The sequence below is a fragment of the Lacicoccus alkaliphilus DSM 16010 genome (assembly GCF_900142805.1).
Lineage (GTDB): Bacteria > Bacillota > Bacilli > Staphylococcales > Salinicoccaceae > Lacicoccus > Lacicoccus alkaliphilus.
In genome coordinates this window covers 695,044-720,851 of the sequence record NZ_FRCF01000002.1, presented here as the reverse complement: position 1 = coordinate 720,851, position 25,808 = coordinate 695,044, and the positions used below count along the sequence as shown (strand labels likewise).

General features: G+C 51.0%; 22 protein-coding genes. 21 read left to right on the top strand and 1 reads right to left on the bottom strand.

Annotated features, from left to right (window positions below; genetic code table 11):
• The first annotated feature begins 61 nt into the window (after positions 1 to 61).
• From BUA12_RS03810 to BUA12_RS03740, 15 genes are all read left to right on the top strand, one after another.
• A complete protein-coding gene (locus tag BUA12_RS03810) occupies positions 62 to 2,137 on the top strand; it encodes a penicillin-binding protein (RefSeq protein WP_245772736.1) in 2,076 nt (691 codons plus the stop codon).
• A 9-nt stretch (positions 2,138 to 2,146) separates the two neighbouring features.
• Complete coding sequence (mraY, locus tag BUA12_RS03805; protein WP_072708453.1) at positions 2,147 to 3,109, top strand: phospho-N-acetylmuramoyl-pentapeptide-transferase; 963 nt, start codon at positions 2,147 to 2,149, stop codon at positions 3,107 to 3,109.
• Positions 3,110 to 4,441, top strand: coding sequence for a UDP-N-acetylmuramoyl-L-alanine--D-glutamate ligase (gene murD / locus BUA12_RS03800; protein WP_072708451.1), 1,332 nt, complete (start codon positions 3,110 to 3,112; stop codon positions 4,439 to 4,441).
• Positions 4,442 to 4,461: 20 nt separating this feature from the next.
• A complete protein-coding gene (locus BUA12_RS03795; protein ID WP_143146072.1) occupies positions 4,462 to 5,916 on the top strand; it encodes a cell division protein FtsQ/DivIB in 1,455 nt (484 codons plus the stop codon).
• 107 nt (positions 5,917 to 6,023) lie between these two features.
• Positions 6,024 to 7,472: a cell division protein FtsA gene (ftsA, locus tag BUA12_RS03790; RefSeq protein WP_072708446.1), complete on the top strand. Its 1,449-nt coding sequence runs from the start codon at positions 6,024 to 6,026 to the stop codon at positions 7,470 to 7,472.
• A gap of 26 nt (positions 7,473 to 7,498) precedes the next feature.
• Entirely contained in the window at positions 7,499 to 8,644 is a 1,146-nt protein-coding gene (gene ftsZ / locus BUA12_RS03785) for a cell division protein FtsZ (RefSeq protein WP_072708444.1), read from the top strand.
• 58 nt (positions 8,645 to 8,702) lie between these two features.
• A complete protein-coding gene (locus BUA12_RS03780; protein ID WP_072708442.1) occupies positions 8,703 to 9,500 on the top strand; it encodes a purine nucleoside phosphorylase YfiH/LACC1 family protein in 798 nt (265 codons plus the stop codon).
• Positions 9,481 to 10,113, top strand: coding sequence for a YggS family pyridoxal phosphate-dependent enzyme (locus BUA12_RS03775; protein WP_072708440.1), 633 nt, complete (start codon positions 9,481 to 9,483; stop codon positions 10,111 to 10,113). The genes BUA12_RS03780 and BUA12_RS03775 overlap by 20 nt, the downstream gene beginning before the upstream one ends.
• Before the next feature lie 41 nt (positions 10,114 to 10,154).
• Positions 10,155 to 10,709, top strand: a complete 555-nt coding sequence (locus BUA12_RS13180; protein WP_245772735.1) for a cell division protein SepF — start codon at positions 10,155 to 10,157, stop codon at positions 10,707 to 10,709.
• Between the two features lie 11 nt (positions 10,710 to 10,720).
• Positions 10,721 to 11,032, top strand: a complete 312-nt coding sequence (locus BUA12_RS03765; RefSeq protein ID WP_084669876.1) for a YggT family protein — start codon at positions 10,721 to 10,723, stop codon at positions 11,030 to 11,032.
• 58 nt (positions 11,033 to 11,090) lie between these two features.
• Positions 11,091 to 11,876, top strand: coding sequence for a YlmH family RNA-binding protein (locus BUA12_RS03760; protein WP_084669924.1), 786 nt, complete (start codon positions 11,091 to 11,093; stop codon positions 11,874 to 11,876).
• A 13-nt stretch (positions 11,877 to 11,889) separates the two neighbouring features.
• Entirely contained in the window at positions 11,890 to 12,408 is a 519-nt protein-coding gene (locus BUA12_RS03755) for a DivIVA domain-containing protein (protein WP_072708435.1), read from the top strand.
• A gap of 265 nt (positions 12,409 to 12,673) precedes the next feature.
• Positions 12,674 to 15,412 carry an isoleucine--tRNA ligase gene (gene ileS, locus BUA12_RS03750; protein ID WP_072708433.1) on the top strand — a complete coding sequence of 913 codons (2,739 nt, stop codon included), beginning with the start codon at positions 12,674 to 12,676 and terminating at the stop codon, positions 15,410 to 15,412.
• Positions 15,413 to 15,421: 9 nt separating this feature from the next.
• Positions 15,422 to 15,919 (top strand): signal peptidase II, encoded by a 498-nt coding sequence (gene lspA / locus BUA12_RS03745; protein WP_143146071.1) that lies wholly within the window; start codon positions 15,422 to 15,424, stop codon positions 15,917 to 15,919.
• Positions 15,894 to 16,802, top strand: a complete 909-nt coding sequence (locus BUA12_RS03740; protein ID WP_084669875.1) for an RluA family pseudouridine synthase — start codon at positions 15,894 to 15,896, stop codon at positions 16,800 to 16,802. The genes lspA and BUA12_RS03740 overlap by 26 nt, the downstream gene beginning before the upstream one ends.
• A 43-nt stretch (positions 16,803 to 16,845) precedes the next feature.
• Here the strand turns inward: BUA12_RS03740 and BUA12_RS03735 are convergent, their stop codons facing one another.
• Positions 16,846 to 17,133, bottom strand: coding sequence for a hypothetical protein (locus tag BUA12_RS03735; RefSeq protein ID WP_143146070.1), 288 nt, complete (start codon positions 17,131 to 17,133; stop codon positions 16,846 to 16,848).
• Between the two features lie 412 nt (positions 17,134 to 17,545).
• Between BUA12_RS03735 and pyrR the strand changes: the two genes are divergently transcribed.
• From pyrR to carB, 6 genes are read left to right on the top strand one after another with little or no spacing between them, the layout of a single operon-like run.
• Positions 17,546 to 18,070: a bifunctional pyr operon transcriptional regulator/uracil phosphoribosyltransferase PyrR gene (gene pyrR, locus BUA12_RS03730; protein ID WP_072708425.1), complete on the top strand. Its 525-nt coding sequence runs from the start codon at positions 17,546 to 17,548 to the stop codon at positions 18,068 to 18,070.
• 10 nt (positions 18,071 to 18,080) lie between these two features.
• Positions 18,081 to 19,400 carry a uracil-xanthine permease family protein gene (locus BUA12_RS03725; protein ID WP_072708424.1) on the top strand — a complete coding sequence of 440 codons (1,320 nt, stop codon included), beginning with the start codon at positions 18,081 to 18,083 and terminating at the stop codon, positions 19,398 to 19,400.
• Positions 19,393 to 20,274, top strand: coding sequence for an aspartate carbamoyltransferase catalytic subunit (locus BUA12_RS03720; protein WP_072708422.1), 882 nt, complete (start codon positions 19,393 to 19,395; stop codon positions 20,272 to 20,274). The genes BUA12_RS03725 and BUA12_RS03720 overlap by 8 nt, the downstream gene beginning before the upstream one ends.
• Complete coding sequence (gene pyrC, locus BUA12_RS03715; RefSeq protein WP_072708420.1) at positions 20,274 to 21,545, top strand: dihydroorotase; 1,272 nt, start codon at positions 20,274 to 20,276, stop codon at positions 21,543 to 21,545. Before BUA12_RS03720 ends, pyrC begins: the two co-directional genes overlap by 1 nt.
• The gene (locus tag BUA12_RS03710; protein WP_072708418.1) at positions 21,545 to 22,636 is read left to right on the top strand and encodes a carbamoyl phosphate synthase small subunit; all 1,092 of its coding nucleotides are present in this window, start codon (positions 21,545 to 21,547) and stop codon (positions 22,634 to 22,636) included. The genes pyrC and BUA12_RS03710 overlap by 1 nt, the downstream gene beginning before the upstream one ends.
• On the top strand, positions 22,629 to 25,805 hold the full coding sequence (gene carB, locus BUA12_RS03705) for a carbamoyl-phosphate synthase large subunit (protein WP_072708416.1): 3,177 nt from the start codon (positions 22,629 to 22,631) through the stop codon (positions 25,803 to 25,805). The genes BUA12_RS03710 and carB overlap by 8 nt, the downstream gene beginning before the upstream one ends.
• Positions 25,806 to 25,808 lie beyond the last annotated feature (3 nt).

The following is a 25,808-nucleotide window of genomic DNA, read 5'->3' as shown; positions in this document are numbered from 1 at the left end:
AACTACATCTTTTTCCCTGGGTGCGCTCCTTATATATTTAGGTATAGGAGTGCTTTTTCTTTTGATATTTTGGCAATTTTCCTATCTGATGATAGGTAAATCCCTCGATGACGAAGATCTGATCGCCCATGGCGATGATAAATTCACAAGGACGGCTGTGAACAACGCAGAGCGCGGTGACATAACCGACCGGGATGGCAACGTACTGGCAAGTGATATGGAAGCTTACCGTGTGGCGCTGATCATCGATGATGAATATCCCAATCATGTTGCGAATGTCGAAGAAGTGGCCTCCCTCTTGAATGAAGTGCTGGATATTGATGAAGAGGAAGTCACCGAACGCATTGAAAAAGGGATGGAGGACGAACGCTTCCAGGTGGAACTCGGCCGTGCGGGCAGAGACATTTCATATAATGAGAAACAGGCGTTGGAAGCAGCTCAGCAGGATGAAGATTTGGAAGTCAGCGGACTGTATTTCGTTTCTGAAACTAAAAGATTTTATCCGAATGGCAACTTTGCCTCCCACCTGGTCGGTTTTGCCGAACAGGATGAGGAATCGGGTGAGCTTTCAGGTCAGATGGGGCTTGAACGTGCCTACGATGAAGAATTGGCGGGCGAAGCGGGCTCCACGGGCTATACGCAGGATATTTGGGGGTACATCGTGCCGAATACGCAGAACGAGGTGAAAGCACCTGAAGATGGGGCGGATATTCAGCTTACGATCGATTCCAATATCCAGTTGTACCTGGAAGATTCCCTGGACACGATGGAGGACCACTTTGAACCCGAAGAATTATTTGCGGTTGTGGCCGATGCTGAATCAGGCGAGATACTCGGGTACGGACAGAGGCCTTCCTTCAATCCAAGGACCCGGGAGGGATTCGGCAACAGCTGGCTGAATATGCTGTACCAGTATTCCTTTGAACCGGGTTCGACATTCAAGGTTTTCAGTCTGGCAGCGGCGATCGATGCCGGAGAATATGATCCGAATGCGACCTTTGAATCAGGCGCCTTTGATGTCGGCGGTCATACGATCTATGACTGGGAGCCCGAAGGGTGGGGGAACATCACTTATAATGAAGGTATGCAGTATTCCTCCAATGCTCTGATGATGATTCTTCAGGACCGGGTCGGCCAGGAAAGGATGCTCCAATATTACAAAGATTTCGGTTTCGGAACTTCGACGGAGTCGGAGTTTCCGGGTGAAGTATCGGGCGTCATCGCATGGGATGAGGAACTGCAGCGTAAAACGACATCGTTCGGTCAGACTTCCACTGTCACCCCGATCCAGATGATCCAGGGGATGACAGCCATCTTGAACGACGGGCAGATGAAAAAACCTTACGTGATTGATTCCATAACGGATCCGAACACGGACGAAGTCCTGTATCAGGGCGGTGAATCTGTGGTGAGGGAAGTCATCAGCCCCGAAGCGGCACAAAAAACCCAGGAAGAGATCAACACCTTCGTGGGCGGCTCGATGGACAGGAACCCCCAGTATCAGCTGGAAGAATACGAAGTGGCCGGGAAATCGGGGACGGCCCAGGTCATCGACCCCGACGGCGGCGGATACATGGATGGACCGTATGAATTCCTCACGTCCTTCATAGGATATGCACCCGAGGAAGATCCGGAAGTGATCATTTATTACGGCATCAAGCTTGCATCCAAAAACAAGGCGGATACATGGGACTACGGTGTCATGCACGGATTCAACCCGCTGATGGAACGCACGCTCAAGTATCTGGAAGTCGGCGGAGGGAGCGGTGATTCCAAGGCTGAAACCGTTGTTGTCGAAGATTATACAGGTGCCCCGGTGGACGACCTGCTGCCGGAGAAGGAGACCATCCGCAAGGTGGTGGTCGGCGAAGGCAGTGAGGTGGCAGACCACTACCCGAAAAATGATACACTGCTCCCGTACGACACTTTCTTCATTAAGACGGACGGCGAAGCGACTATGCCTGATCTGACAGGCTTATCAAAACGCGAAGCGATTATTTTTGGAGAGTTCACAGATGTGACTGTAAATATCGAAGGTGAAGGGTATGTCAGCGGCCAGTCCCTCGAGGCCGGCCGCCTGATGGAAGCGGGCCATGAAATTGACCTCACCCTGAAATCGATGGATCCAAATGATTAGGAGGATATGATGAATTTAATATTTTTATTGCTGGCATTCACCATGACGGCAATCTTAGTACCGGTGACCATCCCATTATTGAAACGTTTGAAATTTGGCCAGTCCATCCGTGAGGAGGGGCCTGAGTCCCACCAGGCAAAGACGGGGACGCCGACGATGGGCGGCCTGACCTTCCTTTTGCCGGCAATATTCCTTGCTCTGATCGCATTGTTCTTTGTCGATGACATATATAAGATGCTGGTGTTGATCATAGTCACACTCGGATTCGGCCTGATCGGCTTCATCGATGACTATATCATCGTGGTCAAAAAGGATAATACGGGCCTCACGACAAAACAGAAATTCACGGCCCAAATCCTTGTCTCAATCATTGTATACATCATAATGATCAACTGGATTCCGGATATCACCAACAGTATCCACATACCGGGTACGGATTGGGCGATTCCTCTCGGCTATGCCTTCATACTATGGATCATCTTCTGGCTGGTCGGATTCAGCAATGCAGTGAATCTGACCGATGGACTGGACGGACTTGCGACAGGTTTGTCCATCATAGCGTTCGGCGCCTTCCTAACACTCGCGTCCATGTATCATGAATATGAACTCGCAACATTCCTTGCCATCATCATCGGTGCGCTGATAGGATTCCTGATCTACAATAAATACCCTGCAAAATTATTCATGGGAGACACCGGGTCGCTGGCACTCGGCGGCTTGATCGGGATCGTATCGATCATGATCAACAACAGTCTCCTGCTGCTGATCATCGGGCTCGTCTTCGTCATAGAAACGGCATCCGTCATACTGCAGGTGGCATCTTTCAAAATCACGGGCAGAAGAATCTTCAGGATGAGCCCGATCCACCACCATTTTGAACTCGTCGGATGGAGTGAGTGGAAGATCGTCGGCGTTTTCTGGGCCGCAGGGGCCATCGCTGGCATTATCGGCATCCTGCTTGGAGGGATGTAAATGACCCCTAACAACTATTCAGGCCAGAAAGTCATCGTACTCGGCTACGGGAGAAGCGGTAAAAGTGCTGTCAGCATGATGCTCCACTTCGGTGCCGATGTCACACTCACCACTAATGAAGTGTTCGCAGATGAAGAAGCAAGGAAGATGCTGGAAGGCCGGGGCGTGGAGATCGTCGACGGCCATCATCCCGTCAGCCTTTTGAATGACGCGGATCTCATCATCAAGAATCCGGGCATCCCTTATACAATAGATTTCATAAAAGAAGCCCAAAAAAGAGGCGTGCCGATCATAACGGAAGTCGAACTGACAGGGGCGCTCACCAAGGCCCCCATCATAGGCATCACCGGTACAAACGGCAAGACGACAGTCACCCATCTGATTGGTGAGATGTTGAAAAATGACGGTAAAAAGCCGATTTTGTGCGGCAATATCGGTTATCCGGCGAGCGAAGCAGCTTATGAAGCGGATTCCGACAACATCCTTGTAATGGAACTTTCATCCTTCCAGCTGATGGGCGTGGATGCCTTCAAGCCCGATATCGCTTTATTCACGAACATATACGAAGCCCATCTGGATTACCATTCGGATAAACAGGAGTACGTGGCGGCTAAACTTTCACTGATGAAGCACCTGACAGAAGAAGACACCGTCATATTCAACGGTGCCCAGAAGGATATGCTTGTACAGCAGGACGTCCGGGCGGAATTGAAATTCTTCAACGACAGCCACTCTGAAGTGTGCATCAAGGACGGGAGCATATACTGGAAAGATGAGCGTCTGATCGGACTTGACGAGGTCCTTCTTAAGGGCAGCCACAACCATGAAAACATACTTGCATCCATTATGGCGGTGGACGGATTCGGTGTTGGAAAAGATGCAGTCATAAAGACATTGAAGTCATTCGGCGGCATACCGCACCGTATGGAATATCTTGGAGACATCAACGGTGTCAAGTACTACAATGATTCAAAAGCGACGAACAACCTGGCCACTTCTTTTGCCCTGCGAAGCTTTGAAATGCCGACCGTATGGATTGCGGGCGGTCTCGATCGGGGACAGACATTCGGGGAACTGGCGGAATACACCCGTCATGTGAAACATCTGGTGGCCTACGGAGAAACGAAAGAGAAGTTCACTGACTGGGCACGCACCCTGAATGTGGAGGCGACTATGGCCGGAGATCCTTGCGAGGCAGCGGGAATCGCAGCCGGTATAGCTGCTCCCGGCGATGTTGTATTGTTCTCCCCGGCATGTGCCAGCTGGGATCAGTACAAGGATTATGAAGCGAGGGGCAATCATTTCAAAGAAGGTTTTCATAAAATTCGATGACAGGCGGTGAGCCATGGCACATGAAGGATAATGAAGAAGTATCAAAATTAAGGAAGAAACTTGAATCCAGCCGCAACGATGGTCAGAAAACTTCAATCGAATCACGTCTCTATGGCTCTCGTGAGGCGGGGGACCTGGCACAGGAAGAGGCCGGGCCCATCAAACCGAAAGTGCAGGATTTCTCAACCTTAAAAAAAGAAAACCGGAGTGAAGCGCCGGAGGAGGATGGCCCGCGCATCATTGCGGACTATACAAAAGAGGGCGGGGAAGGACGATCGGGCGCAGTGCCGGCAGACGAAACGGAACCCGTCAAGCCTGAAGCGCTTGGGTCCCCATATTTCAATAAAGAAGATGTAGGAACGGCAGAAGCGCCTGCATCAGAACAAGAAACGGAGCCCATCAAGCCTGAGTCGCCACCCTTAAAACAAGAAGATGAGGGAGCCTCAGAAGAGGGGCCGCGCATCCTTGCGGATTATACAAAGGAAGGTGGAGGAGAACATCCGGGCAAAGAAGAGGCCGATGAGCCGGGAGCAAAAGGAGAACCGCTTCCGGAACAGGTGGAGGAAACCTCCGGGCGCAGTCCCGCGGTGAAACCACCCTCGAAGCCGAAAAAGGAGAAGCAGCCGCGACGCCATACCAAATTTACAGCATTGAAAGAAAACATCCTGTCGATTCCAAAGTATATAATCATAGCGGCCCTGTTGTTCCTTATACTGTCGGGCACACTGTTCTGGTATGTGTTCACCGATGCGAGTGATTTGAAACAGATCAATATAAGCGGCAACGATATCATTACCGAGGAAGAAATAAAAAGCCGCCTCGGTTTCGGGACGGGGGATAAGATGTACAGCATCAGCACCGGCACGGCGGAAGAGAACATCGGACTCCTGCCCATCATAGTGGAGGTCGATGTCGAAAGGGAATGGTGGAACGATGTGAATGTGACCCTGCGCGAGCACCGTGCAGTAGGTTATGTGGAAAATGAAGGCAGCTACAACCCGCTGCTTGAAAATGCACGCATACTGAGAGGCTATCAGGTCACCCCGTCTGCCGGGCCTCTGATCCACTACTTCGAGGGTGAAGAGATGGACAGGCTTGTTGCCAACCTGAATGATATCGAACCGGATATTCTGGCCGGCATTTCGGAGATCTACTACCGGCCTTCCGAGAACTCCATGACGAGGATTCATATCCTCATGAACGACGGTCAGGAGATTGTCGCCGACTACCGTGATTTCGGGGAGAAGATGAACCATTACGTCGGGATGAGGGAAGCGATCGGCCCGGAGGAAGAGGGCATCATAGATATCGAAATCGGCAGCAGTTTCCTGCCGTATGACTCCGCCGAAGCAAGGCACATCAAAGAAGGCATCCATAATTCGCCGGAAGCCAGCGGTTACGTAAATGAAGTGAATGCATCCATGGACAGCATCAAGCAAGTGCTGAATGAATTTGATGCGCCTGAAGATGAATGAAATATTCAGATTAATATTTTGTATAATACTTGGAAATAGTTCACAATTAACTTGCGATAATGTAAACTGAGTATAGTAAATTGATAGCTCGCTAGGAGGCAGATGACTTGAAGGAACATTACTATGTAGCCCTTGATATCGGCTCATCAAGTATAAAAGCAGTCGTCGGTGAGAAGTTTCACGATGGGGTCAACATCATCGGAACCGGTCAAACTTTCACTGACGGGATATCTAAAGGTATGATCACGGATTTTGAACTGGCTAAAAGTGCAATTAAAGATACAGTGAAGAAAGCAAGCATTTCATCAGGTGTGGAAATAGACGAAGTATTTTTAAAGATGCCGATCACTGATTCGGAAATGAAGTTCGGTGAAGAGGCGATCCGCTTCGGCGGGGAATCGACTGAAATCAAAGGTGAACATATTGAAAGTCTGCTTGAATCAATAAGGGAAAAGGAACTTGGGAATGACCTGGAAGTTGTGACGGTGTTTCCGGTTCATTTTATCGTGGACGACCTGCACGAAGTGAAGGATCCAAAAGATATGGTGGCGACCCAGTCACTTTCAGTCAAAGCAGGCATCGTTCTTATAAACCGCACACTGCTCATCAATACGGTCAAATGTGTCGAGGAGTCCGGTCTGACTGTCCTTGACGTCTATTCCGACGCAGTGAACTTTGAACATATACTCACGGATGCCGAGGCGGAACTCGGCAGTGTGGTGATTGATATCGGCGCGGAACTCACGCAGTATGCATATTATGAACGCGGTGGTCTGAAGTATGCTTCGAGCATACCGGTGGGCGGCAATCTGATCAGCAGTGACCTCTCCCAGGCGTTCGATACACCTTACGACATAGCAGATAAGATGAAAACCCAATACGGCCATGCTTTCTTTGATATGGCAAACGACGAAGATATCATCCGCCTGCCGCAGATCAACAGTGAAGACGCCATAGAAGTGACACCGAAAGATCTGGCAGATATCATCGAGCTGCGCCTCGAAGAAATGCTGCTCGGTGTCTTTGAGGATCTGCAGCAGCGTTCGATCAATAAAGTGAGCGGCGGTTTCATAGTCACGGGTGGCACGGCGAATCTGCTCGGCGTCAAAGAGCTGATGCAGGACATGGTCTCTGAAAAAGTCCGCATTCATATACCGAATCAGATGGGGGCGAGGAAACCTGAATTTTCAAGTGCCATTTCCACGGTCAGCAGTGGAATTTCATTTGATGAGCTCCTGGAATATGTTACAATTGATAATTATGACACGGCACCAGTAAATACTTCTGCAGAAACTCCGGATGACAGCGATTCAAACTTCTTCAGTGGTTTATTCAAGACTAGAAAAGATAAGAATGAGGCAGTGGAAAGACCGGCTGAAGATTCGCCGGCCCAGCATGAGAAAGTCCAGGATGATGCGGAATACGAAGAGTATACTGATTATTCCTATGATGACGGCAAAAAAGTGAGTGACGGCAGCACCGTAGAGAAACGGCCTAAAGAAGCAAGAGATGTCAGCGGCTATATGAAAAAATTATTTAAGAATCTTTTTGAATAAGATGAATCATTGGGAGGAAAAACAAGATGTTAGAATTTGAGCAAGGGTTTAACCATTTGGCAACACTTAAAGTTGTTGGTGTAGGTGGCGGCGGTAACAACGCCGTCAACCGGATGATCGACGACGGCATGCAGAATGTTGAATTCATCGCCATCAATACGGATGGCCAGGCTTTGAATTTATCAAAGGCGGAATCCAAAATCCAGATTGGTGAGAAATTGACAAGAGGACTTGGCGCCGGTGCAAACCCGGACATCGGTAAAAAAGCGGCCGAAGAGTCCCGTGAACAGATAGAAGATGCGCTGCAGGGCGCGGATATGGTGTTCGTGACTGCCGGCATGGGCGGTGGAACGGGTACAGGCGCTGCACCGATCGTTGCCAAGATAGCGAAGGAAATGGGCATCCTGACAGTCGGGGTCGTGACACGTCCTTTCTCATTTGAAGGCAGAAAGCGTCAGACACAGGCGGCAGCCGGTGTCGATGCGATGAAAGCTGCAGTGGATACACTGATCGTCATCCCTAATGATCGTCTACTTGATATCGTGGATAAATCCACACCGATGATGGAAGCGTTCAAAGAAGCTGACAACGTACTCCGTCAGGGTGTACAGGGCATTTCAGACCTCATCGCAGTCAGCGGTGAAGTGAACCTGGACTTTGCAGACGTCAAAACAATCATGCAGAACCAGGGCTCCGCACTTATGGGCATCGGCATATCAGCCGGTGAAAACCGTGCGGTGGAAGCGGCTAAAAAAGCAATTTCAAGCCCGCTGCTTGAAACGTCGATCGTCGGTGCACAGGGCGTACTGATGAACATCACAGGCGGTGAATCCCTGTCACTGTTCGAAGCCCAGGAAGCAGCGGACATCGTGCAGGATGCGGCAGACGAAGATGTCAATATGATCTTCGGTACCGTCATCAACCCTGAACTTGAAGATGAACTCGTCGTGACGGTCATCGCCACAGGCTTCAATGAAAAAGGCGTGAACCGCACACCGGACAGAAGCCCTGTCGAGGAGAAGAAAGAATCCTTCTCATTCTCAAGTCAGGATGAAGAGCCGAGAAGGTCCCGCAGTCTGCATCGGGAAGAAGAGCCGAACACGGGCACTTCCCAGGACGATGATTACGAAGTGCCGACTTTCTTAAGGAACCGTAATCGCCGCAGACGATAATAATATCCTATAAAGTCAGAAGGGCGTGCCTTTCTGACTTTATTTTTGAGGTGAGGCTATGACTCCATTTTCATTTCAACCACATGATCACTTTTACGGAAACACAGAAGATGGCTGCCTGTTCGGGTATACGAAGCGGACGGGGGGCTTGAGCCGTTATCCCGGGGAGAGCTTCAACATGGCACTGTATATCGGGGATGACAGGGGGAACGTCAACAGGCACCAGGATCTGCTGGCGGATGAAATCGGCATCAGCCCGGACAGCTGGGTGCTGCCGGTGCAAAAACATGGCGGAAATGTCGCTGAAGTGTCGTCGAAAGACAGAGGTGTGAACGTCAGGGAACTGACGGAGGCGCTGCATGACATCGATGCATTATACACCTATGATGAAAACCTCCTCCTCACCATGAATTATGCAGATTGTGTGCCGGTATATATATACAGCAGGGTCAACAACTTCACGGCCCTGGTCCATGCAGGCTGGAAAGGGACTTCAAAAGAGATCCTGATCAATACATTGGATGAGTATGACGGGCGCCCGTCCGACCTGGTCGTCATCATCGGCATCAGCATCAACCCCTCCCATTATGAAGTGGACGACAGGGTGATCCGACAGCTGCGTGATGAACATCTGAAAGGCGCGGTCGTCGAATCAGGAGACGGCTTTCTGCTGGATCTGAAGACGGTCAATCGAAATCAGGCGGAATCTTTCGGTGTGGATCCGGACGATATTCACGTCACACCGCTTGGCACCGAAGATACGGATCGGTTTTTCTCTTTCCGGCTGGAAAAAGGGGAAACCGGTCGTGCATTAGCATTTATAGGGAGAGTATCAAATGATCAAAGAAAATTTTAATGCGATAAAACAAGAGTTGTCCGATGATGTGAAAATCATAGTCGTGACGAAATACCATTCAGTCGAAGAGACACTTGAAGCATATGAAGCAGGTGTCAGGGAATTCGGGGAGAATCGTGTTGAAGGATTTTTGGAGAAGCGCAGGGCGCTTCCTGAAGATGCGAATGTCCACTTCATAGGCACTCTGCAGTCAAGGAAAGTGAAGGAGATTGCAGAGCATCTGACTTATCTGCATTCCCTCGACAGGGAAAGTGTTGCAAAAAGAATTGAACAACATGCCCTGAATGAGGTAAAATGTTTTATACAGGTCAATATTTCGGAAGAATCCTCCAAACACGGACTGGACGTTGAAGAAGTACGGCCTTTTCTGGAGGCTGTCGCACAATATGACAAGGTTGCAGTGGTCGGTCTGATGACCATGGCGCCTCTGACTGATGACACCGGTGTATTGCACGATACATTTGGAAGGTTGAAATCTTTGAGGGATGAGCTGCAGAAGACCCATCCTGAAATCACGGAACTCAGCATGGGAATGAGCAACGACTATGGCATCGCAGTTGACCACGGCGCATCTTATATAAGGATCGGCTCAAAAATAATGGGGAGCAGGTGATTGTCATCGCTATAAAAAACTTTTTTAAAGATTTTTTTGTTGTGGAAGTGGAAGAAGAATCATCCGGAGCTGAACAACAATCGAAAAAGGTGGAGGCTGAGGTCAAAAATAATGACCGGCAGTCCAGCTCGAGCAAGGTCACCCGGCTTGACCTGACGAAGAATGGGAGCACGGAGACAAGCAGCAAAATTAAAAAAGATGAGGACGACAGGCAGTCCCGCCCATTTTTCAAGAAGGAAAAGACCACCTTCGGCAGACAGGCACCGAAAAGGAAATATGCATCTGATAAGGATAAGGAGAACACTTTGATGAACACTGACGACAGGAACGCAAAAGTGCATTTATTTGAGCCGAGAGTTTTTTCAGAAACACAGGATATTGCGGATGAATTGAAGAATGAACGTGCAACTTTAGTGAATTTATCCAAAGTGGACGCAGCGCCCAAAAAGAGGATTGTGGACTTTTTAAGCGGCACCGTTTATGCATTGAACGGTGATATCCAAAAGGTGGGCAGTGATATTTTCCTCTGTACGCCTAAAAGTGTCGTTGTAGAAGGTGAAATCTCTTCCGATAAGGAAAACCTAGAAGAAATGTAAGGAGCATTAACTTGGATAAATCATTAATACTTAATATCATCTACGCACTTTCCAATATCACACTGATACTACTCCAGCTGTTCAGGTGGGGTCTGATCATCTATATACTGAGTTCATGGCTGCCGGCTCTACGGGAATCATCGTTCGGCCAGTTTTTGGGCAAAATTTATGAACCGATATTGGAACCATTCAGAAAGATCATTCCACCGCTCGGCGGTATGCTGGATCTGTCACCGATCATCCTGTTCGTGGTGCTGTGGCTGTTCCAGGTCGGACTGGTTGAAGTTTTCAACGCTTTAATTTCATTTGTAGTCGCATTTTAATGTATAATCACGGTGATATTTATTATCCCCGTGATTTTCAAATTAAGGAGCAATGATTGTGAAAGAGATATTCCAGCATTTCAGGCCGGAAGAAAAAGAGAAGATCATAAAGTTCAACAGCCGGTTCGAAGTGGCTGAGCGGGATTACTATCCGGTGCTGCTTGATTTCCTGGACCCGCGTGAGCAGAACATTGTTGAAAGTCTGGCGGGGCATTATCCGGACGTAGGCCTCAGGTTTTACGGCGGGGGCGAGACGTGCGGGCGAGAACGCATGCGTGCGATGCTGATTCCGGCAATGATGGAAGTGACGCACGATGATTTTGAAGTGATGGTCCTTGAATTGGAGTATCCGGAAAAATTCGTGGATCTCAGCCACCGGAACATACTGGGTGCGATCATGAATGTGGGGCTGGATCGCAGCCTGATCGGAGACATCGTCCTCGGGGAAACCATCCAGTTTGCCATCGCCAGACCTTATCACCACATATTTGAAACGGAGCTCACCATGATAAAAAACGCCCCCGTAACTCTGAGTGAGGTGCCGCATGAACACCTCAAAGCCATCATTGACGACGGAACGGCAGAAACCATACTGATATCCAGCTTCAGGCTGGATACCGTGACTGCCGAGATGCTGAAAGAGAGCAGGGCAAAAGCGAAGAACAGGATTGAAAAGATGAAAGTGAAGGTCAACCACACGCGCGTCACAAATCCTGCCATGGTGGTTGAAGAAGGCGACGTCGTCTCAGTGAGGCATTTCGGCAGATTTAAAGTGACGGAAATGCTCCATGAGACCAAAAAAGGGAAATTCAGGGTGAAAACGAAAGTCTATAAAAGTAATTGAGAGGTGAGGGGCTATGGAAGCGAGCGAAAGGACAGGCAAGAAGTTTTCAACGGTCTACCGCGGGCTGGATGAAAAAGAAGTGAGGGATCACCTGAAAAGGATTCAGAGTGAAATCGAGGAACGGGATAAGAGAATAGACCAGCTTGAAGGTATGCTGAACGAACGGGAGGAGAACCTGTCAAGCTTCAGGTCCGTCGAGACGAGCATCAATGAGGCGATCCTGACCGCACAGAGGGCGGGCGATGATATGAAGGAAGCGGCACGTGAACGCGCAAATGAAATCATCGCTGCAGCCGAAGCGGAACGGGGGAGGATCATGGATGATGCAATGGACCGGGCAAGGCATATCGGAAGCCAGACAGAAGATATGAAACGTCAGTCGAAAGTGTTCAGGGCACGTTTCAAGATGCTCGTCCAGGCACAGCTTGACCTGCTCGAATCGGATGACTGGGATTATCTTCTGGATTACGATCTCGACAATGAGGACCGTGCGCGTGACATCATTGATGAACACAGAAATAATGAAGAGTAAATATTGACGAATCATGATAATTTTAGCATAATGTATATATTGTTAGACACGCATGATGCGAGTGGCTTCTAAAGCGACCGGGGGATGGTGGGAGCCCCGGATGCCCGGCATTTTGACATCACTAATGATTCGCTGTGAATATTATCGATCGAGATGACTCTGACTACGGGTCAATAAGGGTGGTACCGCGGAAAAATTCGCCCCTGTTGATTCAGTTGGAGTTTTTTTATTTTAGGAAAATCATTAGAATACGGGAGAGTGGAAAATGGATTATAAAGATACGTTGCTTATGCCGAAAACGAAGTTCAAGATGCGTGGCGGCCTGATCAATAAAGAACCCAAGATGCAGGAAGACTGGCGCGAAATGAACTTATATGAAAAGAAACTGAAGATGAATGAGGGGAACACACCATACATCCTGCATGACGGCCCGCCGTATGCGAACGGGGCGCTCCACATGGGGCATGCGCTCAACAAGATCATCAAGGATATCATCATCCGCAATAAACAGATGCAGGGTTACTATTCACCTTACGTGCCCGGCTGGGATACCCACGGTCTGCCGATCGAGCAGGCACTGGCCAATAAGGGTGTCGACCGGAAGAGCATGACGATCGAAGAATTCAGGAACAAATGCATCGAGTTTGCGGATTCACAGATCGACGCGCAGCGGGAAGGATTCAAGCGCATGGGGATCGACGGTGAATGGGACAATCCTTACCTGACGTATAAACCGGAATTTGAAGCCTCCCAGATCAGGGTGCTTAAGGACATGGTTGAAAAAGGCCTGATCTACAAAGGCAAGAAGCCGATCCACTGGTCCCCGGCAAGTGAATCATCGCTTGCAGAAGCGGAACTCGAATACAAGGACAAACGCTCACCTTCAATTTATGTATCATTCGAAGTTTCCGACGGGAAAGGTGTCCTTGAAACGGGTGTAAATCTCGTTATCTGGACGACCACACCATGGACCATCCCTTCGAACATGGCGATCGCCGTGCACCCTGATTTGAACTATGTGCAGTTCAACCATGAAGGGCGGGAATATGTCGTCGTCGACGACCTGCTCGATCATCTGTGCGAAGAGGCTGGATTCGATAAGGAGAAGGTCACGCGCACGAAAGAGTTCAAAGGGTCCGAGCTCGAGTATGCAGAAGCGAAGCATCCGTTGTATGACCGCACCAGCCTGGTCGTCCTCGGTGATTATGTGACGACCGATGCCGGTACGGGCCTCGTCCATACGGCACCGGGCCATGGTGATGATGACTTCATCGTCGGCCAGAAGTACGGGCTGCAGGTGTTGAGCCCGCTGGATGACAAGGGTGTGTTCACTGATGAAGCCGGCAAATATTCAGGCATGTTCTATGATGATGCCAACAAAGTCATCACGGAAGACCTTGATGCGGCCGGTGCATTGCTGAAGCTGAACTTCTACACCCACTCGTTCCCGCATGACTGGCGCACGAAGACACCTGTCATATTCCGTGCAACGCCGCAGTGGTTCGCATCAATCAACGGTGTGCGCGATGATATCCTGCAGGCGGTCGAAGACACGAAGTTCCAGGTCGAGTGGAATAAAAAGCGCATGTACAACATGATCAAGAACCGCGGCGACTGGGTCATCTCCCGTCAGCGTGTATGGGGTGTGCCGCTGCCATTCTTCTATGCGGAAAACGGTGAAGAAATCGTGGATGCCGATGTGATCGAACATGTGGCAGAACTGTTTGAAGCACATGGTTCCAATGTATGGTTCGAACGTGAGGCGGCGGATCTTCTGCCGGAAGGCTACACGCATCCCGGATCCCCGAACGGCAAATTCACAAAAGAAACCGACATCATGGACGTCTGGTTCGACTCCGGATCCACGCACAGAGGTGTGCTGCATTACCGGGATTACCTGACATATCCGGCAGACCTTTACTTCGAAGGTTCCGACCAGTACCGCGGGTGGTTCAACTCATCGATCATCACGAGTGTCGCGACGAAAGGCCATTCCCCTTACAAGGAACTGCTGAGCCATGGATTCGTCATGGACGGGCAGGGCAAGAAGATGTCGAAGTCCCTCGGCAACGTCATACTGCCTGAGAAGGTTATGAAGCAGATGGGTGCTGACATCATCCGCCTGTGGGTCATGTCTTCCGACTTCGAGGAAGATGTGCGCATATCCGACGACATCCTGAAACAGGTGTCGGAAGTCTACCGCAAGATCCGCAACACATTCCGCTTCATGCTCGGCAATGTCGATGACTTCGATCCGAAGACGGATGCTGTGGCATATGAGGATTTATTTGAAATCGACCAGTTCATGCACCAGAGGTTCAATGAAATGATCAATCTGATCCGTGATGCTTATGAGCGTTATGATTATGTGACGGTATATCAGTCGCTGCAGAACTTCATCAACGTCGACCTGTCCAATTTCTATCTGGACTACGGCAAGGACATCCTCTACATCGAACAGATGGATGCGCCGATCCGCCGCAGCATGCAGACGGTGCTCTATAAGATCCTGACGGATCTCAACAAACTGCTGGCACCGATACTGGTACACACTGCCGAAGAGATCTATCAGCATACACCGCATACGGAAAAAGAGAGTGTGCATCTTGAGTATCTGCCCGAGAAGGCGGAAGTCGACACTGCTCTCGTTCAGAAATGGCAGTACTTCCTCAAAGTCCGTGATGATGTCTACCGGGCGCTCGAAGTGGCGCGTAACGACAAAGTCATCGGAAAATCCCTGGAAGCCAAAGTGTATGTGACCGAACCGAAGGAAATGAAGTTCGAGGATCTGCACGGCAATCTCGAGCAGCTCTTCATCGTCTCCCAGGTCGAAGTGGTGGAGACGCTTGCTGACGGCACCGAATATGAGACAGTCACCGTCAAGGTCGAACATGCGGAAGGCGAACGTTGTGAGCGCTGCTGGAATTATTCCACTGCAGAGCGCATCACGAGCGGCGAAGACGATATCTGTCCGAGATGCCGCAGTGTCGTCGATGCACAATAGGAGGATTTGATGAAAAAATACAGACTTGCTTCAATGGGCCTCCTTGGCGGGGGGCTGATCGCCCTCGATCAGCTGACCAAAAATCTGGTGGTGAGACATATGGACATCGGGGAATCCATCGCGCTCATCGACGGATTCCTGAGGTTGACCTCGCACCGGAACACGGGCGCAGCCTGGGGCATGTTCCAGGGCCAGATGCTGTTTTTCTACATCGTCACGGTCGCTGTTGTAGGGATGCTGATCTACATCTATAAAAAAGAGGCGAAGGATAATCTTCTGATGCAGCTTGCACTGACTTTCCTCCTGGCCGGTGCGGTCGGGAATTTCATCGACAGGATCTTATTCCAGGAAGTCGTGGATTTCGTCGATGTCATGATCTTCGGGTATGACTTCCCGATATTCAATGTCGCCGACAGTGCACTGACAGTCGGTGTCGTGCTGATGCTGATCGAGTTTTTCTTCATGGGACGAGGTGATGAAAATGAACAGAATAACAGCAGGCCATGATGATGCCGGTGAAAGGCTCGACCGCTTCCTGAGCGGGATCGTGCCGGATTCGTCCAGAAGCGATCTTCAGGGGCGGATCAAAGACGGCATCGTCAAAGTGAACGGTGAAACCGTGAAGCCCAATTATAAAGTGAAAGACGGTGATGACATCATCGTCGAGGAACGCGAGCTCGTCGAATCCGATATCAGCCCGGAAGATCTTGATCTGGATATCATCTATGAAGATTCGGATGTTGCCGTCGTCTACAAGCCGAAAGGCATGGTGGTCCATCCATCAGCCGGGCACACCGGCGGCACGCTCGTGAACGGGCTGATGCACCAGCTGGATGAGTTATCCGGCATCAACGGTGAACTGCGGCCGGGCATCGTGCACCGGATCGACAAGGATACGAGCGGACTTCTGATGGTGGCGAAGAATGATGTCGTCCACCGCAACCTCGTCGAGCAGCTCGTCGATAAAAGTGTCACAAGGAAATATACGGCACTCGTCCACGGCGTGATCCCGCATGACAAGGGCACCGTGGAGGCGCCGATCGGCAGGAATCCGCGCGAGCGCCAGGAGATGGCCGTCGTCGATGACGGGAAAGAAGCGGTGACGCACTTCAATGTGCTGGAACGCTTCAAGGATTATACACTCGTCGAGTGCATACTTGAAACCGGAAGGACGCACCAGATCCGTGTGCATATGCAGTACATCGGCTATCCGATAGCCGGTGATCCGAAGTACGGCCAGAGGCGGACGATGGACGTCGGCGGCCAGCTGCTCCATGCCGGAGTCATCGGCTTTACACACCCGGCGAGCGGCGAGAGGCTTGAATTCTCTGCCGGACTGCCGGACGAATTTGAAGCCGTATTGGATGATTTGAGGATGAGGGAGCAGTAGATTTGAGGGAAAAAGCAAAATCCGTCACGGATTTTGCTTTTTTTTAGGGAGGGGGCGGAGGGACCTGCTCATTTGGAGTGAAAATCAAGCCTGAGTGAGCAGGCAGAGAAAGAATCTGCTCATTCGGAGTGAAAATCATCCCTGAGTGAACAGGCAGGGGAGGAATCTGCTCATTCACAGTAAAAATCAAGCCTGAATGAGCAGGCAGAGAAAGAATCTGCTCATTCACAGTAAAAATCATCCCTGAGTGAGCAGGCAGAGAAAGAATCTGCTCATTCACAGTAAAAATCATCCCTGAGTGAGCAGGCAGAGAAAGAATCTGCTCATTCACAGTGAAAATCATCCCTGAGTGAGCAGGCAGGGGAGGAATCTGCTCATTCACAGTAAAAATCAAGCCTGAATGAGCAGGCAGCGGAGGACGCTCTTTATTCCTCCAAAAAATCAGCTCTGAATGAGCAGGAAAAGGCTTCCCTCCAAATAAAAATCCATTCCACTAATCCTTGACAATGCTTTTCAACAAGGCTATGCTTATAAACAATACGAACGACAACCGAATATTATGAAAATGTCTTTAAAACCGGTCCCGTGAGGCCGGCAAGGCATGATATAAACGAGGACAAGTCTGTCTGCCGACGAGCACCTGCGGGTGCTTTATCTGCAGCAGGACTGTTTCAAGGGATACGTATATACTCATGCCGCGGGGCATGAGTATTTTTTTATGAAATTTTATGGAGGTTTAAAAAATGAAAGAACGTATGATTCTTGATGATGCGCAGATCAGCCGGTCATTGACGCGGATGGCGCACGAAGTGCTTGAGAGGAATAAGGGAACTGAAAACATCATCCTGCTCGGAATCAAAACCAGGGGGGAGTTCCTTGCAGACAGGCTGCAGCAGAAGATCGTGCAGATTGAAGAGGTGAGTGTCCCGACCGGAGCGATAGACATCAGCAACTACAGGGACGATAAGCCCGGACGGAAACTGGCAGATGAAGATATCGTCATCGACGCCGACCTGAATGACAAGCACGTTGTGCTCGTCGATGATGTACTCTTCACCGGCCGCACCATCAGGGCGGCGATGGATGCGATATTGAACTCGGTGCGGCCATCGAAAATATCACTGGCGGTGCTGATCGACCGGGGGCACCGGGAGCTGCCGATCCGTGCGGATTACGTAGGCAAAAACATCCCGACCGCCAAAGAGGAAAGCATCAATGTTGCACTGCAGGAAGTCGACGGCAGCAATGCAGTCACATTGACAGGATAGGAGAAAAGACATGAGAGAAAAACTACCTACAGACCACCTTTATGAGAGAAGCTTCGAACCGAAGCTGGATGTCCATGAGAAACCGAAGATGTCCCAGTGGGCACTCCTGAGTTCACAGCATTTGTTCGCAATGTTCGGAGCCACTGTACTTGTGCCTTTCCTGACCGGCCTGCCGGTCAGTGCGGCTCTGATCGCAAGCGGAGTCGGCACGCTCCTTTACATATGGATAACGAAAGGTCAGATCCCCGCCTATCTCGGGTCGAGTTTCGCCTTCATACTGCCGATCACGATCGCGCTCGGGGCGAATACTTTGGGTGAAGTGCTGACTGCACTGTTCTTCAGCGGGGTGCTGTATGTGGTCATCGGGCTCATCATCAGAGTATCCGGGACGGACTGGCTGATACGGATGCTGCCGCCGATAGTCGTGGGGCCGGTCATCATGGTGATCGGCCTCGGGCTGGCACCGGTCGCAGTGGATATGGCGATGTACACCGATTCGGGTAATCAGGAGGGCTACAGCCTGAGCTACATTGCAATCGCCGTCATCACCCTCATGATCACAGTGGCCGCTTCTGTATTCCTGAAAGGCGTGCTCGGTCTCATCCCCATCCTGATCGGGATCGTCGGCGGATATATTACGGCGATGCTTTTCGGAATTGTGGACTTCACACAGATCAGGGAGACGGGATGGTTTGTGCTGCCGGATGTGCATATGCCGCTGCTCTCATATGAGCCCTCCATCAATGTCGGCCTGTTCATCGTCATGCTGCCGATCGTTTTCGTCACGGTGTCCGAGCATATCGGACACCAGGTCGTCATCAACAAGATCGTCGGACGGGATTTCTTCAAAGAGCCGGGCCTGCACAGGTCATTGATCGGGGACGGCGTCGCGACGATGTTCGCAAGCACCATCGGCGGTCCACCGACGACGACTTACGGCGAGAACATCGGTGTCCTGGCCATAACGAAAGTCTTCAGCATATGGGTCATCGGGGGTGCTGCGGTGTTTGCAGTGATACTCGGCTTCGTCGGCAAGTTCACCGCACTGGTGCAGTCGATACCTTCCCCGGTGATGGGCGGGGTTTCAATCCTGCTCTTCGGCATCATTGCAGCGAGCGGACTCAGGATCCTGATCGATGCAGAGATCGACCTCGATAATAAAAGGAACCTTGTCATCGCATCAGTCATATTGGTGATCGGCATCGGCAAGGCCCACCTGGACTTCATGATCGGGGATATACCTTTCAATCTTGAAGGCATGGCTTTAGCAGCACTCGCAGGCATCATACTAAATGCAGTATTACCGAAGGAGGCGGCTGTCAATGAATAATCTGCTGACAGTGGAATCTTTGAATGAAACTGAAATTCTGACGTTGATCAAGCGTGCATTGACTTTGAAGGAGGGGGAGAGCCCCCGGAAGTTTCACGATAAAACCGTGGTGAACCTTTTTTTTGAAAACTCCACGCGTACAAGAATGAGTTTTGAAATGGCGGAGTTCAACCTTGGCATACATGCAATCCCTTTTGATGCGGATACGAGTTCCGTCCAAAAAGGGGAAAGCCTCTATGATACATGCAGGACACTCGAAGCGATCGGGGCGGACGTGCTTGTGATCCGGCACGGTGACAACCGGTACTTCGATACATTGGAAGACATCAATGTACCGATCGTGAACGGCGGGGACGGCAGCGGATCACACCCGACCCAGTGCCTCCTCGACCTGATGACGATATACGAAAACTTCGGCAGCTTCAAAGGATTGAAAGTCGTGATTTCCGGAGACATCTCACACTCACGGGTCGCCCACAGCAATTATCAGGCGCTGAGGAAACTGGGTGCCGACGTTTATTTCTCCGGGCCCCGGGAGTGGCAGGATGCGGGCCTCGAAGGCGCATACATCGATTTCGATGAGGCGGTGGAGACGTGTGATGTCCTCATGCTGCTGCGCGTACAGCACGAGCGGCATTTCGTGCAGATGACATTTTCGAAAGAAGGGTATAATGCCGAATACGGCCTGAACCCCGCACGTTACGAGAAGATGAAGGATGAAGCGATCATCATGCATCCGGCACCGGTGAACCGGGATGTGGAAATCTCCTCGGAACTGGTCGAAGCGGAGAAGAGCCGTATTTTCAGCCAGATGCAGAATGGTGTGTTCATGCGCATGAGTATTTTGGAAAACATTTTAAAGGAGAATAATTGATGCTATTAAAAAATGGTGTGGTACTTCATGATAACGAACTGATCGAACAGGATCTCCTGATCGAAGGCGGTAAGATCAAAGCAATGGGGACTGACCTGGATGGGGAGGACCGGGAGGTCATCGACCTCGGCGGCAAACTCATCACGCCGGGCCTTGTCGATGTGCATGTGCACCTCAGGGAGCCCGGTTTCGAACATAAGGAAACGATCGAGACAGGCACCCTTGCTGCGGCAAGGGGCGGATTCACCTCAATCTCCCCGATGCCGAATACGAACCCGATCACGGACACCGTGGAACGGCTGGAACATGTCAACAGCATCATCGACACGGATGCGCATACGAAAGTACTGCCATATGCATCCATCACCGAAGGACTGAAGGGGGAGAAGCTGGCGGACTTCGAAGGATTGAAGGAGTCGGGCGCATTCGCCTTCACGGATGACGGCGTCGGTGTGCAGAGTGCGGACATGATGTTCCGTGCAATGGTTGAAGCAGCAAAGCTTGATATGCCGATCGTCGCCCATACGGAGGAGAACACACTCATCCGCGGCGGTGCGGTTCATGACGGCATCACAAGCGGGGTGCTGGGGATCCCGGGCATCCCATCAGTGACCGAATCGGTCCAGATCGCAAGGGACATCCTGCTTGCCGAGGCTGCGGGCTGCCATTACCATGTGTGCCACGTCTCGACGAAGGAAAGCGTGCGGATCATACGTGATGCGAAGCGTGCCGGCATCAACGTGACCGCTGAAGTGACGCCGCATCATCTCATACTGGATGAAACGGACATCACCTCGAAAGACCCGAACTTCAAGATGAATCCGCCGCTCCGGGGTGCCGCCGACAAAGCGGCGCTGATCGAAGGGCTGCTCGACGGCACGATCGATTTCATCGCAACGGACCATGCACCGCATCAGGAAGATGAAAAGGCCGTGGGGATCGAAACTGCGCCGTTCGGCATCGTCGGCATCGAAAATGCTTTCCAGCTGTGTTACACGAAACTTGTGCTGACCGGTGTGATGACGCTCCAGGAGCTGGTGGACCGCCTCACCGTCAAGCCGTCCCGTGTATTCGACCTGGACATGGGTGTTTTATTGCCGGGGAGGGACGCGGACATCACCGTGATCGATCTGGAGGAAAAGTACACACTGGATAAGACAGCATTTTTATCAAAATCCAAAAACACACCTTTCGACGGTGTCGAACTGTCGTCGGATATATACCTGACCATTGTGAATGGTGAAATCAAATATCAAATGGAGGGAAAATAATGTTAAATGACATAAGATACCTGGTGCTGGAGGACGGCACCGTCTATGAAGGATATAAACTCGGGGCGGAAGGGGAGTCTTCAGGTGAAATCGTCTTCAACACGTCCATGACCGGCATCCAGGAAATCATCACTGATAATTCATATACGGATCAGATCATCACTTTCAGTTATCCGCTCGTCGGGAGCGCGGGATTCAATACAGAAGACAGCGAATCATTACTGCCGACAGCCAAAGGTGTCGTCGTCAGGGAAGCGGTTGAACATCCCTCCAACTTCAGGTCTCAGGAAAATCTGGATGCCTTTTTGAAAAAGTACGGAATTGTCGGCATCAGCGGTGTGGATACCCGGAGTATCACAAGAAGGATCCGTTCGACCGGTGTGATGAAGGCCATGATCACTGATTCAGCAGACCATGAAGATACGGTCCGTTCACTGGAATCTTTTGAACTCCCCCGGGACCAGGTTGAACGTGTCTCGACCCGCACACCTTACATTTCAACAGGGAGAGGGCACAGGGTGGCACTCATCGATTTCGGAAAAAAAGAGAATATCGTCCGTTCCCTGAATCAGCGGGGATGCGATGTCACGGTGATGCCGCATGATTCGACAAGTGAAGAGATCATGCAGCTCAAGCCCGACGGTGTGATGCTTTCGAACGGACCGGGCAACCCGGAAGATGTGGGGGCTGCGGTTGAAACAATCAAAAGCTTGATCGGCAGAGTGCCGCTCTTCGGCATCTGCCTCGGTCATCAGCTCATCGCGCTTGCCGGAGGGGCGAGTTCTTACAAGATGAAATTCGGCCACCGCGGCGGCAATCAGCCTGTAAAGAACCTCGCGGCAAATAAAATAGAAATCACATCCCAGAACCACGGTTATGCCATAGTGGAAGACAGTTTGAAGGACACTGATTTCGAAGTGACGCATATCGCGATCAATGACGGTTCCATAGAGGGCATCAGGCACAAAACAGAACCGGTGTTCAGTGTCCAGTATCATCCTGAAGCAGCGGCTGGACCGCATGATTCATCTTATCTCTTCGACGAATTCATGGACTTGATGACAACTGAAGGAGGACGACAAAATGTCTAAACGCACGGATATCAATACAATACTCGTGATCGGGAGCGGTCCGATCATCATCGGCCAGGCGGCGGAATTCGACTATGCCGGAACGCAGGCATGCCTTGCATTGAAGGAGGAAGGTTATCGTGTCATCCTTGTGAATTCGAATCCTGCCACGATCATGACGGATAAGGAAATAGCGGATGTGGTCTATATCGAACCGCTGACACCAGACTTCATCAGCCGCATCATCCGCAAAGAGCAGCCGGATGCACTCCTGCCGACGCTCGGCGGCCAGGTCGGGCTCAACATGGCGGTTGAACTGGACCGTCTCGGCGTCCTCGAAGAAAACGAAGTCGAGCTGCTCGGAACGAAGCTTGATTCCATCAAACAGGCGGAAGACCGCGACTTATTCAGAAATTTGATGAATGAGATGAGTGTGCCTGTACCGGAGTCGGACATCATCACCACCATTGACGAAGCCTATGACTTCGTTGACAGGGCCGGTTACCCGTTCATCGTGCGCCCGGCATACACCATGGGCGGCAGCGGCGGCGGCATCTGTGAAAACGAAGATGATCTGAAGGAGATCGTTGCGAACGGGTTGAAATACTCACCGGTGAACCAGTGTCTGATTGAAAAATCAATCGCCGGCTTCAAAGAGATTGAATATGAAGTGATGCGGGATTCAAACGACAACGCGATCGTCGTCTGCAACATGGAAAACATCGATCCGGTCGGCATCCATACAGGGGACTCTATCGTCGTGGCACCAAGCCAGACGATGACCGACAAAGAGCACCAGATGCTCCGCAACGTCTCCCTCAACATCATCAGGGAGCTTGAAATCGAAGGTGGATGCAACGTTCAGCTCGCGCTCGACCCGGACTCATTCGACTACTATATCATCGAGGTGAATCCGAGGGTGTCACGCTCAAGTGCACTGGCATCGAAAGCGACCGGCTACCCGATAGCGAAGCTTGCCGCCAAGATTGCGGTCGGCATGACGCTGGATGAAATGATCAACCCTGTGACGAACACGAGCTATGCGGCATTCGAACCGGCGCTGGATTATGTCGTTTCAAAAATTGCGCGTTTCCCGTTCGATAAGTTTGAAAAAGGCGAGCGCAAACTCGGCACGCAGATGAAGGCGACTGGGGAAGTCATGGCGATTGGACGAACGTATGAGGAATCCCTGTTGAAGGCGATCCGTTCACTCGAATACGGCGTCCACCATCTGGGGCTGCCGAACGGTGATGCATTCACGCTGGATTACATCATCAATTCCATCAAGGCCCAGAGTGATGAGCGCCTGTTCTTCATCGGTGAAGCGATCCGCCGCGGGGTCACACTGGAGGAGATACATGACTGGACGAAGATCGATATGTACTTCCTGAACAAGTTCAAGCATATCATCGATATCGAAAGGGAGCTCAAAGAGAACAAAAACAGCATCCCGCATCTCAAATGGGCAAAAAAATACGGCTTCAGCGACCGTGTCATCGGACACCGCTGGGAGATGGCCGAAGGTGATGTCTTCAAGATCAGAAAAGAAGAGGGCATCATGCCGGTATATAAGATGGTGGATACCTGTGCAGCCGAATTCGAGTCCAATACGCCGTATTTCTACGGCACGTATGAAACCGAAAACGAGTCGGTGCCAAGTGATAAAGAAAAGATCCTCGTCCTCGGCAGCGGTCCGATCCGCATCGGGCAGGGCATCGAGTTCGACTACGCCACGGTCCATGCGGTGTGGGCCATCCAGGAAGCGGGGTATGAAGCCATCATCGTCAACAACAACCCTGAAACCGTATCGACAGACTTCTCGATCTCCGACAAATTATATTTTGAGCCGCTCACACATGAAGATGTCATGAACATCGTCAACAATGAAAATCCGAAAGGCGTCGTCGTCCAGTTCGGCGGCCAGACCGCAATCAATCTTGCGGACCGCCTGTCCGAGGAGGGTGTCAGAATCCTCGGTACGAGCCTCGATGACATCGACCGTGCCGAAGACCGCAAACGTTTTGAAGCACTGCTGCAGGAAATAAAAGTCCCTCAGCCGCACGGCAAAACCGCAACGAATGAAGAGGAAGCCCTGGACAATGCGCACCACATCGGTTTTCCGGTGCTCGTGCGACCGAGTTATGTCCTCGGTGGCCGTGCAATGGAAATCGTCTTCAATGAAAATGAACTGAAGAACTATATGCGCAATGCCGTCAAAGCATCACCCGAGCACCCTGTGCTCATCGACAGCTATCTCACGGGCAAGGAAATCGAAGTGGATGCGATATGTGACGGGGAGAATGTGATCATACCGGGAATCATGGAACATATCGAGCGTGCCGGGGTGCACTCGGGAGACTCCATGGCGGTCTATCCTCCGGTCAATCTGTCGCAGGATGAGATCGATACGCTTGTGGACTACACTGAACGCCTTGCGAAGGGTCTGAACATCATCGGCATCATCAACATCCAGTTCGTCCTGTCCAAAGACGGCATTTTCGTACTGGAAGTGAATCCGAGGTCGAGCCGGACTGTACCATTCATGAGCAAGATCACCGAAGTGCCGATGGCCGGACTTGCGATGCACGCCATCCTCGGGAAAAAACTCAGCGAGAGCAGCCATGCGCCTGGATTGCAGCCGGTCAAACCGGGTTACTACGTCAAAGCGCCGGTATTCAGTTTCTCCAAGCTGAAGAATGTCGATGTCACACTCGGCCCCGAGATGAAATCGACGGGTGAGGTCATGGGCAAGGACGATACGCTGAATAAAGCACTGTATAAGAGCCTCGTCGCGAGTGGCCTGGATGTCAAGGACCACGGCACGGCCCTGTTCACTATTGCGGATAAGGATAAGACGGAAGCGGTTGAGCTCGCGAAAAGATTTTCACACTGCGGTTACCGCATCCTCGCCACGAAAGGGACCGCTGCCGCACTCGAAGAAGCGGACATCCCGGTCGTGACCGTGGAGAAGATCGGGGAAGGTGAGGAAACACTCCTCCGCACCATCCAGAACGGCAATGTACAAATCGTCGTCAACACGATGACCAAGGGTAAGGAAGTTGAAAGGGACGGCTTCAGGATCCGCCGTGAATCAGTGGAAAACGGTGTGCCGTGCCTGACTTCACTTGACACTGCAAGAACATTGATAGAAGTCATTGAAAGCATGACATTCAATATGGATAAAATGTAGGTG